At 54.2% G+C, this 14,442-nt stretch carries 10 protein-coding genes; 1 reads left to right on the plus strand and 9 read right to left on the minus strand.

The features are described from left to right. Positions 1-348 precede the first annotated feature (348 nt). From F556_RS0109005 to leuC, 8 genes are all read right to left on the minus strand, one after another. Complete coding sequence (locus F556_RS0109005; protein ID WP_020616608.1) at positions 349-4,059, minus strand: dynamin family protein; 3,711 nt, start codon at positions 4,057-4,059, stop codon at positions 349-351. A 52-nt stretch (positions 4,060-4,111) separates the two neighbouring features. After that, on the minus strand, positions 4,112-4,390 hold the full coding sequence (locus F556_RS0109010) for a hypothetical protein (RefSeq protein ID WP_020616609.1): 279 nt from the start codon (positions 4,388-4,390) through the stop codon (positions 4,112-4,114). A gap of 6 nt (positions 4,391-4,396) precedes the next feature. Continuing rightward, entirely contained in the window at positions 4,397-5,089 is a 693-nt protein-coding gene (nth, locus tag F556_RS0109015) for an endonuclease III (protein WP_020616610.1), read from the minus strand. A 226-nt stretch (positions 5,090-5,315) separates the two neighbouring features. Continuing rightward, positions 5,316-8,027, minus strand: coding sequence for an S-layer homology domain-containing protein (locus F556_RS0109020; protein WP_020616611.1), 2,712 nt, complete (start codon positions 8,025-8,027; stop codon positions 5,316-5,318). Positions 8,028-8,108: 81 nt separating this feature from the next. Further along, positions 8,109-8,759, minus strand: a complete 651-nt coding sequence (locus tag F556_RS0109025; RefSeq protein ID WP_020616612.1) for a GerMN domain-containing protein — start codon at positions 8,757-8,759, stop codon at positions 8,109-8,111. 19 nt (positions 8,760-8,778) lie between these two features. Further along, positions 8,779-10,167: an N-acetylmuramoyl-L-alanine amidase family protein gene (locus F556_RS0109030; RefSeq protein WP_083937937.1), complete on the minus strand. Its 1,389-nt coding sequence runs from the start codon at positions 10,165-10,167 to the stop codon at positions 8,779-8,781. Between the two features lie 209 nt (positions 10,168-10,376). Further along, positions 10,377-10,970, minus strand: coding sequence for a 3-isopropylmalate dehydratase small subunit (leuD, locus tag F556_RS0109035; RefSeq protein WP_020616614.1), 594 nt, complete (start codon positions 10,968-10,970; stop codon positions 10,377-10,379). 30 nt (positions 10,971-11,000) lie between these two features. Beyond that, positions 11,001-12,425: a 3-isopropylmalate dehydratase large subunit gene (gene leuC, locus F556_RS0109040; protein WP_020616615.1), complete on the minus strand. Its 1,425-nt coding sequence runs from the start codon at positions 12,423-12,425 to the stop codon at positions 11,001-11,003. Positions 12,426-12,699: 274 nt separating this feature from the next. On the opposite strand from leuC, the gene F556_RS0109045 reads away from it, so the two are divergent. Then, complete coding sequence (locus tag F556_RS0109045) at positions 12,700-13,617, plus strand: LysR family transcriptional regulator (RefSeq protein WP_020616616.1); 918 nt, start codon at positions 12,700-12,702, stop codon at positions 13,615-13,617. A 17-nt stretch (positions 13,618-13,634) separates the two neighbouring features. Here F556_RS0109045 and F556_RS0109050 read toward each other — a convergent pair whose 3' ends face one another. After that, entirely contained in the window at positions 13,635-14,429 is a 795-nt protein-coding gene (locus F556_RS0109050; protein ID WP_020616617.1) for a carbon-nitrogen family hydrolase, read from the minus strand. Positions 14,430-14,442: the final 13 nt, after the last annotated feature.

The raw sequence follows: 14,442 nt of genomic DNA on the forward strand, positions 1-14,442 counted from the left end.
GTTTTCATCCGCCGGAGCATCGGATTGCTCCCTTTTTGAAAATTCGGGCCTCTGACCTTCTGTGTGCCCGCAAAATGTCGGCTTGTCCGCCCTCTCCATATAGCCGATCTCCCTCAGCGTCTAGCGATCACAGTTCCACTTATTGACGCGATTCTGCGGCGGCCCCTTGGCTGGACGGACAACCATCCCCATAGCGAGCCCAAAGGTGGCCTATGTGCAGACCTGTAGAGGAAGAAAGGTGCGTTACAGCAGGCGTTGGTTGGCGCAGCGGCGCAAAAAAAAGGACCATGCAGTTAAACTGCATGATCCCGGCACACGCCGTGTCACCGCTAATGTGCCTCATTCACGTCAGACAGCCTGTGGACGGCTCTCGGCAACGATCGCCTCGATCTGTGCCAGCAGACGTTCCAGCTCGGCTGGGTCGGTATGCTCGGTCAATGAAGCCATCGTACTGTCCCCATAGGTTCGAATTTCCGATTGAAGCTTGGTTTCCGTGATTTCCACCAGCTGGCGCCACTGCGATTCGTAATGAGCCAGCCAAGCCTCTGCCGTAGCATCGGCATAGTGCTGCAGGGGCGTACTGAGGAGATGCTCAAGTTCTTGCCGGAGCTGCCCCTTGCCTTCCCCTTCGAAAAAGTGCCGGGCCGATTTGAATCGCGACCACAACAGCTTGCGGTCCACGGTTTCGGTTTGCCACGGCGCCAACATGTCAGGCTGCGCAAGCTCCGGCGGCTCGTAGGCCGCCGCAGTGAAGCTGTCGAGACGCACACCAAGGTCCTCCGCTACAGCAGCATACTGGGCTGCAACCTGCCGCTTCAGCGCGCCTTCCATCCGGAGCGTAGTCGCGAGCAGCTCCTCGGACAGCTCGCTTTGCAGCAGCCGCTGCAGCTCCAGCCAGGAGGTCCACAGCATTTTACGCAAATCGCGACCATCCTCCTGCAAGGTGGAAGGATTGAACGCCAGGTTGTAATGCTCGCCAAACCGGAACTGCACCCGCTGCAGCACATAGTGCAGCAGCTCCTGCAGCTCTTGCCGGATCGGTTCGAACGACAACCTGCCCCGGAAGCCAGAGGCGGTTTGGAGCGCTTCATCAATTCGCACGGTCAACTGTTCACGCTGGGCCTGACGGCTCAGCTCGTCACCTCGCGCCGCCTGCAGCCAGCTGCCGATTGTTTTGGCGCTTCTGGCTATTTCTTCTGTTGCCGAATCGACAGCTAACTGTCCGAGCTCGGTGGACGTGAAGCGCAGGAAGGCATCTTCAAAGGCTTGAATGCCGGAGGCAGCCATTGCCGCCTCGTCCCCTCGCTGCTTGGCGTCAAGAGCCGCCAGGGAAGCCAGAGGATGTAGGCGCGGGAAACGGATCCCGTGCTGGAGCAGATTACGCTCTACGTGCTCCACCACACCGTTTAGCTCCGCTTCATCGGCCGCCAAATCTGCAGCATTCACGATAAAGAACATTTTGTCCAGCTCAAATTGATCCTTCACGCGGCCCAGCTGGAGCAGAAATTGACGGTCCGCTTGCGAGAAAGCATGGTTATAGTACGTAACAAATAGGATAGCATCCGCATTTTTAATATAATTGAAGGCCACGCCAGTATGACGGGCATTGACCGAATCTGCGCCCGGCGTGTCGACAAGAACAATCCCTTGCGCGGTCAACGGACAATCATAGAACAGCTCAATCTCGCGTACAAAACAGGAACGCCATTCCTCGGCAACATACTGGCGGTACCCTGCCGTATCCACCAGCAGTTCACCGTCCAGATGCTCCTGTAGCTCCTCCCAGCCCTTAGCGGCTGCCTTGAGGAAGCTGTAGTGCGGTCTGCCGCCAGGATGTAGCGCATCAGGGGTCAGCTGGCCAATTTTCTCCATCAACTGTGAGGCGGAGAGGCCTTCGACTTCCTCACCCAACAGCTTCATGGAGAATTGCAAATCGTCCAGCATGGCCGCCTCGGATTTCATGATAATTCTTGCCGAGCCGTGAGGATGATCCGCAGAGGGCGGGACGATGCGGTTAATGGCTGCAGTCGTCGGGTTGGGCGAGACAGGCAGCACTGGTTCACCAATCAGAGCATTGGCGAATGACGATTTGCCGGCGCTAAACGCACCGAACAATGCGATGGTAAACCGGTTGCGCTGCAGCCGGTCCGCCTTGCTCCGCATCGCTGTGGCTGCGGAAGCAAGTGCTGCTGTCGGATCGAGCAGGTCCGCGGCACGCCGCAGACGCTCAGCAGCCATACGCTGCGGAGCCAGTACAGTAGCAGACGCCAGGGCTCCGCTGGCTCCCGCCTCGGTAGCTGCTGCCTTTGCTAGCCCTGCACCAGCTGATCCGGCCAACGGCATCACCAGTTGGCTGCCCGAGCTGGTCTCTGGTGCCTGCTCGGCAGAGACTGCCTGCTGCGCTCCCTCAGCAGGGGGAGTTATCCGAGGTACCGGAAGCTTCGGAACGGCTTGAGCGGACGGCAAGAGCTCAGCGAGCGTCCGCGTGTACGCTGCTGCCTCCCTATCTATCGCCTCCAGCCGTGTCACGGCCTCTGCTTGCTGTGCCAGCTCCTCACGTCGTCCGGATTGCTCTGCCGCCTGCTGGTCTGCCAATCGGGCCGCCAGCTGTGCAAGCTCATCCGTCCAATCTGCTGCGTGTTTGCGATAACGACCTTTGATGGAGCCCGCCAGCGATTGACAATAATTCATCGTCGCCTCATTGCTGAAGGCGGCCCCAGGCTTAATCTCGGCCTCAAGCATCTCAGGCTCGACCAAACCTGTCAATTCAGCTGCCAGCCGCTCCTCCAGCGCTTCCTCTTGCCAGCCCAGCTTGGCAGCCTCCTTGCGGAACAGATCCATCAGATGCCATTCAATGCCCGAGCGGATTCCGGACTGCAGCTCGGTGTAGAACTGCTCCAGTCTCCGCTCTTGCTCAGCGGCTGTCTTCGCTCCGGCAAATAGCAGACCCATCCGAAAGCCCGGCCTGCGACTCTCTAGAAAGGCATGGGCAAGGTCCCTTGTTGCCGCCGGCATAATATTGGCGTTATCCAAGAGAGATTGTACGTCTTGACGCAGGGAGACGCGCAATCGGTCAGGCGCCTCCTGCCTTGCCCGTTCAAGCGCCGCCAAACTCTCCAGTTCGCCTCGCACTTCTGCCAGGCCAGCCTCGCCTCCAGCCTGGGCCATCAGCCCCTCACGCTCCGGCTCACGCTGCTCCGACAGCCAACGCTCGTGCTCGACCAGTAGATGTCTTGCCGATGCTTCTACGCTGACGCGGCTCAGCGGCTGGCGAATGGCTGCCAGCTCCGTGAGCAGCTCCGTCAGCGTATCCCATTGCTGATGCGGATGATCAGGCTCGCGCATGGAGAGGTACAGGATACCGGCCGGCTCCAGATGCCAGCCGGCAAACGCTTCTTCTACGCTTCGTTTATACTCGGCAAATGGCAGCTCCTGGTCGCGATGCTTATCAATTTGGTTCACGATGAGATACAGCGGTTTGCCCCAGTCCTTAAGCTGCTTGGCAAATGCAAAGTTAATCTCGGACTGCACGTGATTATAGTCCATCACATAAAAAACGACGTCTGCCAAATGCAGCGCCGATTCGGTCGCCATCCGGTGGGCGTCGTCCGTGGAATCAATGCCCGGCGTATCCAGCAGCACCGTGTGCCCGCCCAGACGAGGAATCGGATACGTGATGGCAACCGAGGTGAAGTCCTCGCCATTGACGCAATAGGCTTCCAGCTCCTCGGGTGGCGCTTCGATATACGTACGCTTGCCGCCGCTCTGACGCTCAATGCGAGCACAAGGCTCACCGTCGGCAATGGAAACGACATTGGCGCTAGTTGGAATGGGACTGGACGGCAGCAGCTGCGCACCGCACAGCCGGTTGATCAAGGTCGATTTCCCTGCGGAGAAGTGACCGCAGAACGCAACAATCAGTTGTTCATCCGTCAGTTTGCCGCTCACTTCACGCAGCCGCTCCGCATGCCGGTCATCCCTTGCAGAGGTCATGTGCTCCGCAATCTGCAAGAGCGCAGAGGAGACCGGCTCCGCTGCGCTCTGAGTCATACTGCTCATATGTCTGATCTCCTCATATCCTTACCTTGATTTGGTTGTACGTGACTGGCCTTTATTCAACCTTGCCTTCATCGCTGCTGTCCGGCATGCAGATCTCGAATACATTGCCATGCTGCAGAATAGTAATGCCACGTTTCTTCTCGCGCATAACGACGACTTCAGGCTTGACACGCATACGCTCCAAATACTGATCCGGCACTTCGCCTGCGCCGCTGACTGTCACGCCTTCCAGGATCACTTCCTCGTTGTCCGCAGGTGGAGCTGCGATGATGTCCGGATAGATGTCCGAGAACAGTTCAAAATTGTTTGTATAGACGGAAATGCATTTCATGGTTCCTCATCCTTTACTGGGTAATGGTTTTTTCTTTGCCTTATCTTTCCTGACTGCGACCGGCTTCATACGCCGTTTGCCTTCTTTGCACCGGTCCAGCAGCTCGCAAACCGAACATCCGGGATGCTGCGCTTTGCAATGGTATCGCCCAAAAAAGATGAGTCGGTGATGGGTCTCGGTCCACTCTTCCTCTGGAACAAGCTTCATCAGCTTCTTCTCTACCTCAAGGACAGAATCGTCAGGCCCTGCGATTGACAGACGCTTGGACACCCGCTCGACATGAGTGTCCACGGCGATTGCAGGAACACCGAACGCGTTGGATACGACTACATTGGCCGTCTTGCGCCCCACGCCAGGCAGCTCGGTGAGCTCTGCGTGGGTTCGGGGCACCTCGCCTTCGTACTTCTCAATCAACATACGGCACAGCTTTTGGATATGGTTAGCCTTGTTGCGAAACAAGCCAATCCGGCGAATATCCTGCTGCAGCTCTTCGAGCGGCACCGCAAGGTAGTCTTCCGGCCGCTTGTATTTGCGAAACAGGTCTGCCGTCACCCGGTTAACCGTCTCATCCGTACACTGGGCGGACAGCAGTACAGCGATTGTCAATTCAAAAGCGTTGCTATGATTCAACTCGCAATGAGCGTTTGGAAACATCTCGCCGATATGATCCAGAATCTCTCTCATTTGTTTTTTGTTCATTTCTATTACGCTCCCCAATTATGGGCTTCGTTTCAAAGTGTAGCGAAAAATGTCGCGGTACGCAAGCCTATTCCGCATGAAGTTGCAACAATATTTTGTAGAATACGAAGCAGCGGATTTCTGAGCCGTTTTCAGAGAAAATATACAGGTGTGCTAACGGACGAAAGGGTCGTCCTGGAGGACGACCCTTGTGAATCTGCACTGCAGCTTCTGCTTGAGACAGCTGTTATTTCACGACTTCAACCAGCTTGCCATTCACAATATAAAGGGTCAAGCTGTCACCATTCTTCAGTGCATCGATGCTGCTGAGCACGCCATTGACATAAATCTTCGTGTCTGCGGTCAATGCAAACCGATAGTTATTGTCATTCACTCCATTACGCATGACGTGCAGCTCTCCTGCGGCTGCATCATGACGCCAGAAAGTGCGGCTCATGCCATTCTTAACCGAGATGACCAGTTGATCCTGAGCATTCTTGCGGATTTCCACATGATCCCCCGCAGCCAGGACCGCCGTACTACTGCTGACGGCTCCGTTCTTCTCGACGCGGAACGTGCTGCCCAGCACAACTTCACTGCTGCCGCCGCTGTAGTCGTTCAGAGTCACCCGGTCCGAGCTGATGGATGCCAGCTTGCCCGCCTTCACATCAACTACCTTCACCGCAGACGGCTGCTTGCCGACAAACGTGACATTAACCAGTTGACCTGCTGTCAAATTGGTCAGAGCAATCGGCTGATTGGTTGAGGAGTGGAGCTGCCAGTTCGCTGTTACGAACCAGTCTGTCACACTTCCGTCTTCGGCACGGAGTCTAATCCGCTTGCCAGTCTGGTCTACAGAGACAATTTCCTGTTGAACAACAGAGTGGACTTGCAGAGCAACAACGCGAGTTTGGTCTGCGCCAAGCAATGCCGATACTGTGTCGCCGATTTTCAGATCACTAATCGTTGCGCTCGTCCGTCCATACAGGTCAACTCCTACATTCTGGTATTCCAGAACAGTTGTAGATCCGTTTGGCAGGGCCAATGTAATCCGGTTTGTCGTCTGGTTAATATTCGTTAGCTGGCCGGTGTAATTAAGCACCAGCTCGATCGATACCGCTGTACGGTCCGTATAGCCGATCGTGATCTTCTTATTGCGTGTCAGCAGTGCTTCCGCTGCTTGCTGCGGATAGACCGTTCCATTATAGGTGATGCGGGTTCTTGGCGTGATGGCAATTGCCTCCGCCCGGCCTCGGTCATCCAGCACAGTCAGAATTTTGCGCTCCTGATCATAGGAGACGATCTGGGCGCCATTCAGGTACTCGACTTGGCGGTCGGCTACTTTGATGGCCGTAACCGCACTCTGCGCGTTGATGGTCAGCTCTACCCGGTCTCCTTGCACAAGGTCAGCGACGGTCGGATTGCTCAGACCTTCAATGATAACCTGAACATTATTGGCGATCACATTGACTTCCAGTTTGCCATTCGCTGTATAGGTGATGGTCCGGGCGTCTTCCCTGATATCCTCATAGAGTTGACCCGTCACTGTATATCCGCCGGTCTGAGACATGCGGATCGCTGTAATCTGACTGTTCGTCACATCATACGATACCGTGCTGCCTACGGTAACATCACTCAATTGTTTGACTTGGTCGTTCAATGTAATGAGCGCATTGCCCGCCACTTCCCATGTCTCCGCTTCATTGCTGCCAGAGTTGAGAACAGTAATGGAGCTGCTGCCGACAGCCTGAATAGTACCGGAAGCCGTTTTATTGACCGGTGCCCCTTGTACCGTAACGGACACAGCAAGCGGTTGACTGCGGAAGGTGTCACGCGCGACCTCCACTGTACTGCCCACTACCAGATCCGCGACTTCCAATCGTTGACCGGCATTATTATGAACGAGCAACGTGCTGTCATAATTAACTTCCAAGAAGTCCGTACCAATCGACAGCCAGATTTTGTTCTCAGCTGGAACGACACGGGCAATTTCGCCTTTCAGCGTTTCTACTTGAGCCTCGTCGCTTGTGCCTTCGATAAAGCGGGCCTTACCACCCTCTGCCAATACGATGGCTTCGGCGAAGCGCGTCAGCTTGTCCGCTGCAGACTGGCTCTCGGAGTCGAAGCGATAGAAAATCGAACGGTTGTCCAGTTCAAATGTCCGGGACTGTTGGGTCTCGGCATCAAAGAGCGTAATTGAGCTGTCCGTCAGCTCGCTCACCAGACCTTTGACCTGGGACGGATATTCCACGGCAAACTGGCCTTGCGCACGACTCAGCAGTGTCGCCAGCATCGCACGAGTTACCGTTGTCTTCGGCTCGAATTTGTCGGCTGTAACCCCGTTCATGAGCTTGAGTTCGACTGCCGCATTGACGAATCCACGGTAATCCGCATCAATTTCGTTACGGTCCGTAAATGTGGAGGATCGGTTAGACAGTTGCTCCGCCAGCTCAGTCTCGGCAATGGTGCGGATCATCAGACGGGTTACCCACTCACGACTAGCTTTGCTGGTCCCCCAATTCTCCGACATCTCCTCGGCCAGCTCGAGTTCCTGATCACGGTCAAGAAGCCCGTTTTGCATGGCATAAATAACATAAGGCTTCGCATAATCTCGGACGCCAAAATCCTCGGGAAATACTGCCGTGGTATTTAAATCTACTTCATCTTGAAGACCGAGAAAGCGGATGGCCATAATAACGGCATCCTCACGGTTTACCCCTTCATTGGTTCCATAACGACCATCTGCGCCATAGCCCTGGACAATGCCTTGAAGGGTAAGCTTGGCGATATGCTTCTCCGCCCAGTGACCTGCCACTACATCGACATAAGGGGTCGCTTTGACCGGAGCTGCAGTTTCCTCCGCATAAGCGGCAGGGAGTACGGTGCCGGTTGTTCCGGCGGTCAGTGATACAACAAGTGCGAGTGCTAGCTTCTTTTGCCAGGACGACTTTCGTGTCATTCCAAAAACGCCTCCATTCGGACTTTATGCGCTGTGAATGATTCACAGCGCATAGTCGCGATAAATATGAATGATGAATAATTACTTGACGAAAGGATGCTCCAGTGTCACGTGTCCCATCAGCGATTCCGCTTGCTCGCCATCAATCAGGAGTTGCAAGGTATTGAATGCTTCGAACTGAAACACGGTGGATGTCATGGCATCAATTGCAAAGCTCTCTCCGCCTGCACCCATATTGGCTTCATCCGGAATCGTCAGATCAATCACAACATCACCGTTTTGAACGGAAATGTCATTCATTTGAATCGAACCCCATAGCGAGAGGGTGCCCACATTACCATCTTCCTGCAGTTGAGCCAGAGCAGCCTCCAGCATCTCTTGCTCATTCGTGTAGGTAATGACTTCCTCGGTTTCGACCAGCTCCATTAACTGGTCATCCGTACGATAAACCTTAATCGTTCTTTCCTCTGGAACCGCTACTACCGGGTCGTCTTCCCCTTCGCTGCTGACAGGCGTTTCGGCATTACTGCCCTCGTCCTGTGGTTCAGGCTCCTCCACCGGCGGTTCCTCTTCGACCTCCGGTTCTTCAGGGGTCGCTTCATTGTCAACTGGAGCGTTAACTTCTACGTCCGGTGCCGCAGGTGTATTCGTGAGCGGCTCTTCTTTTGCTCCGCAACCTGCAAGCACCAGAACAGCTGCTGTTACAAGCAGCAATTTTTTGACTCCGCGCAAGACTTATCCCTCCGATCTACTAAGACAATTTCAAATAAGATTTCATCCCGTCCACCATTTCTTTCGCGATCCGATCCCGTACTTCCTCCTTGGCGAGCACACTATCATCATGTCGGTTGGACAGATAGCCTGCTTCGATCAGGATGGCTGGCATCGTTGTTCGGCGAATGACAGCAAAATTGGCTTGTCTTACTTTGCGGTCTGGCAGCCCTGTAGCCTTGACCAAATGCTTGTGCATGACGTCCGCAAAGGCACGGCTGCTCTCCCGATTATAGTACGTCTCCACTCCCGTCACATCCGGCCTGAAGCTGTTGGCATGAATGGAGAGAAACAAGTCCGCACCTAGGTTATTCGCAAAGTTGGCGCGATCAGCCAGCTCCACAAAGGTATCGTTGCTTCTAGTCATATAAGGCTGAATCCGCGGCTCTTTATCGAGCAGCGCTTTGATCTTCAAGGCAACAGCCAGGTTGAATTCTTTTTCCTGTCGCTTGGTGATGCTGATTGCACCTGGATCCTTGCCGCCGTGACCAGCATCGATGACAACTTTGTAGATCTTGTTGCCGCCGCTGTCAGGGCCGGGAGAAGGGACAGCGCCAGGCTCAGGATATTTCACATCAATATTCAGCTGTCCGTTGCTCTGAGTTACTTCATACGTTGTTGGCAGCGATAGGTCAAATACGATTCGAACCGGCTTGTCCGCATGTGCCGAATACCGGATGCCGCTAAGTGCCGGATGACCGTCAACTTCATAGGAGGCTTCACCGGATGGTGTGCCCGGTTCAAACAGCGATCCAAAAGACGTATTCGGAAGATCCAGGACCAAGCGATCAGGACCTGTCAGGACCAGCATCGCATTCGGCGAAATCACACCGTCGTAATCGATCGAGAAACGACTGATTCCGTCATACGTAATGCCCTGAATTTGTCCACTTGCAGGTGGCAGAGACGGATTGCCCCCGCCCTCACCAGGCTGCGAAGGGTTCTGCTCTTTCATGTGTACTGATTTACTTACATTGTCCCATTGGACGTCCAGTCCAAGCTGCGAGCCGACGAATCGCAGTGGTAACATTGTACGCCCCTTGTCAATCATGGGAGGCGCTTCCAGTTTGACTTGCTGACCATTCACCAGTGCGGTACTTTTGCCTACGGTCAGAGTCATCTGGGTCTGACCATTATGTATGCTAGCCGACTTGGTCGCCTGATCCCAGCTTACTTGGTAGCCCAACCCTCCTGCGACGACCGCAATGGGTACCATCGTGTAGTTGTTTACGAGACGGGGCTCCACATCCGAAGCAAGGGCATTCCCGTTCAGAAACAATTTGGGCACGGCAGCGGCTTGTCCCGGGTTAGCCGTCAGGATAAGCATGACCGACAACATCAACAGCATGGATACTAACTTTTTCATCATTCACCTCGAAGACTGAATAGTTGGCTGATGACATCCGAACCGTCGCATCCGAATAACGCCAGACGAACATTAGACGCAGACCGACATAAAAAGTTGCGTTTCGAGGTAAATTTTAACGTTTCAATTCCGCACTGCCTGCTGCGCAGTAATGGAAAAACCCGAACGCCTCGCGGTGAAGCGATACATTCGGGTTCTGTTGGTTGGTCCGTTTAGAATGCCACGCGATTGGCTTCGTAAGCGGTAATTTTGTCTTCATGCTGCAGAGTCAGACCGATATCATCCAGACCTTGGAGCAGGAATTGACGGCGGTGCTCATCCAGGTCGAAGTCAATCTCCAGGCCGAGCGAATCCGAGATTTTCTTGTTCTCAAGATCCACAGTCAGCTGATATCCGTCATTAGCCGCAGTGCGCTGGAACAGATCCTCGACTTGTGCTTCGGACAGCTTGATTGGCAGGATGCCATTCTTGAAGCAGTTGTTGTAGAAAATGTCAGCGTACGAAGGCGCAATGATGACCTTGAAGCCGTAATCCAGAATCGCCCATGGCGCGTGCTCACGGGAGGAGCCGCAGCCAAAGTTGGCACGGGAGATCAGGATCGAGGATCCCTGGTAACGCTCCTGGTTTGGCGCGAAATCCTTGTTCACCTCGCCACTCTCATGAAAACGCCATTCGTAGAACAAAAATTGGCCAAAGCCGCTGCGCTCGATGCGCTTCAAAAATTGTTTAGGAATAATAGCATCGGTATCTACGTTGACCCGGTCCACAGGTGCAACAATGCCCGTTAATTTAGTGAATGCTTCCATGTTAAGTAGTGCTCCTCTCAATCGGTGTTATCAGTGGGCTACAGCCGTTTTGAATTCCCAGTCGCGGACATCCGTGAAGCGGCCTTTGATGGCTGCTGCAGCGGCCATAGCAGGCGACACGAGATGTGTGCGTCCGCCGCGTCCTTGGCGACCTTCGAAGTTACGGTTGGAGGTCGAAGCGCAGCGTTGGCCAGGCTCCAATACGTCCGGGTTCATGGCCAGACACATCGAGCAACCGGCATCGCGCCATTCGAATCCAGCTTCTGTGAAGATCTTATCCAGGCCTTCTTGCTCAGCTTGAATCTTGACGCGTCCGGAGCCAGGAACAACGATGGCTGTAACACGGTCGCTAACCGTATGACCCTGGGCAACCTCGGCAGCTGCACGCAGATCCTCAATCCGGCCATTGGTACAAGAACCGATGAAGACATAGTCAATGTCGATTTCCGTCATTGGCGTGCCTGGGGTCAGACCCATGTACTCCAATGCTTTCTCGGCAGCCTTGCGCTCATTCTCGGTAGGCAGCTCAGCCGGCACTGGAACAGCCGACGTGATGTCGGTTCCCATGCCCGGGCTAGTGCCCCAGGTCACTTGTGGAATCAGGCTGTCGACGTCAAATTCCAGCACGGTATCGTACTCTGCGCCTTCGTCAGTAGTCAGTTGGCTCCATACTGCTACGGCTTCTTCGAATTTCTCGCCTTGTGGCGCATATTCGCGGCCGCGCAGGTAATCAAATGTCGTCTGGTCAGGTGCGATAAGACCCGCACGCGCGCCAGCTTCAATCGACATGTTGCAGACCGTCATCCGCTCTTCCATGGACAGGCTGCTGATAGCTTCGCCAGTGTACTCCAACACATAACCAGTAGCAAAGTCCGTGCCGTATTGAGCAATAACCCCGAGGATCAAGTCCTTGGCTGTTACGCCAGGCTTGCGTTTGCCATTGAAGCGAATTTCCATTGTTTTTGCTTTGGATTGCTGCAGACATTGGGTAGCCATGACATGCTCTACCTCACTGGTACCGATACCGAACGCGAGCGCGCCGAATGCACCATGTGTGGAAGTGTGGCTGTCGCCGCACACAATCGTTTTGCCAGGGTGAGTCAAGCCAAGCTCCGGTCCCATAACGTGAACGACACCTTGGTCAAGGCTGTTCAGGTCATACAAGGTTACGCCGAAGTCTTCGCAGTTCTTGGTCAGCGTATCGATCTGCTGCTTCGAGATCGGATCCTTAATGTTGAAACGGTCTTTGGTTGGAACGTTGTGGTCCATTGTTGCAAAAGTCAGATCAGGCCGGCGCACTTGGCGTCCGGACAAGCGCAGTCCCTCAAAGGCTTGAGGCGACGTTACCTCATGAACCAGGTGCAAGTCGATATAAATAACGCTCGGCTTGCCTTCTTCCTGATGGATGACGTGGTTGTCCCAGATCTTTTCGAACATGGTTTTCTTTGTAGTCATTTCTTTCACCTCATAAATTAATAGGTTCTCAAAAATAGTATAGTTGTATCATACCATGACATTCTTCATTGTTCCAAGATATAATATCTATAACGACAATAGGAAATACCTATAAGGGGAGTGAGGATCGTTCTTTCGATCGCTCTTGTCCCCAGATTTTTTGATTATATAACTTCTTTATAGGTATAAATCCGGGGACAAAGGCGAACGCTTCGCTTCTGCAGAATCGATTCCTCACATTTGGTACTACTAAAGAAAGAAGGGGATTAAATCTATGGAACTTAGACAATTGCAATATGTCGTGCAGATTGCTGCTGACAAGAATTTTTCTCGGGCAGCGGAGAAGCTGCATATCGCTCAGCCCTCGCTTAGCCAGCAGCTTGCCAAGCTGGAAAAGGAGCTGGGGCAGCAGCTGTTTCGACGCACGACCAACTCGGTAGAGCTGACACATGCGGGCGATGTGTTCGTAACGAAGGCAAGCGTCATCCTCGACGCTGTGGAGCAACTGAAGCAGGAGATGGACGATCTTGGCCAAATGCGTCGGGGTCGGCTTGTGGTAGGCAGTCTGCCTACCACCGGCTCGCATATCCTGCCAGTCGTCCTCCCTGTATTTCAGGCTCGTTATCCCGAGATTGATATTGTTCTGCTCGAGGACAGCACCAGTCGATTGGAACAGTTGACCGCGAGCGGCCAGACCGACCTCAGTCTGCTCTCGCTGCCGCTGCTTGAACCCTCCCTCACCTGGGAACCGCTAATTGAGGAAGAAATTAAGCTTGCCGTCCCTCCCCAGCACCGGCTGGCCCGGGAAAATGCAGCGGGCCGGCTTAACGATGCTAGTATCGCGGATCTTGCAGATGAACCGTTCATCCTGCTCAAGCGGGGTCAGGGCTTCCGCCAGATCGCCTTCGACCTCTGTGCCGAAGCGGGCTTCAGCCCCCGAATCGTCTTCGAAAGCGGCAATATCGAAACCGTCCAGTCCCTTGTAGCTGCGGGCATGGGGATCGCCTTTGTACCGATGATGGTCACCCGTTCCCCGAATACTTCGCTAGCACCTGTCTATCTCTCTCTGTCCGATCCCCGGCCCTCGCGGACGCTTGTTGTTGCCAGCAGGCGGGGCCGCTATCTGTCCAAAGCTGCGGAGGCTTTTATTGAGACCATGAAGGAAGCGATCTCCGAACATTATCAATCCTGATTTAAATGAAACAGCTATTAATAGAGGCCGGGCCTCCTGTCCTCGAAGACTGGAATCCGGGTGCGCACATCGTCAACCAGCGCCATATCAATCGTCGCCTGCAGAATGGTCTCGTCCTCTCCCGCTTCGGCCACGATCTCGCCCCAGGGATCAATAACCATAGAGTGACCAAAAAACGACGTGCTGCCGCTGCTTCCAGTACGGTTGCAAGCCACGACAAACATCTGGTTTTCAATCGCTCTGGCCGTTAACAACGTGCGCCAATGGTGAAGGCGAGGATTCGGCCATTCCGCTGGCACGAACAGCAGCTTGGCGCCATCCAGGGCTAGCCGTCTGGCGAGTTCAGGGAAACGGATATCGTAGCAGATCATGGATGCTGCCCGAGAACCGTCAATATCCAACACACCTGGTGCGTTTCCTGCTTGGAGATGCTTCTCTTCATCCATTAGACGGAACAAGTGAATTTTTGAATATTCAGCTTGGAGTTGACCACTCCGGTCAAAGGCATAAGTTGTATTGTAAACGCCGTCTGCACGTTTCTCAGCGATCGATCCCGCCAGCACATGAATCCCGTGCCGTTTGCTGAACGCACTGATCAGCGCTTTCGTGCGATTGCCGTTCTCATCAGCCAAGGCTTCAATTTCATCCAGCGCATAGCCAGTGTTCCACATCTCTGGGAATAAAATAAGGTCTGGCTTGGGCGTTAGTGCCGCAGCCTGCTCCAAACGCTCCTCCAGTCGGGCAAAATTACGATCCGGCGAGCCCGCTTCAATATACATTTGCACAATGGCAAGATTCAGCTTTTCTGTCATCCTTCAGGCCTCC

Origin of the sequence: Paenibacillus daejeonensis DSM 15491, from assembly GCF_000378385.1 — a bacterium.
Lineage (GTDB): Bacteria > Bacillota > Bacilli > Paenibacillales > Paenibacillaceae > Paenibacillus_D > Paenibacillus_D daejeonensis.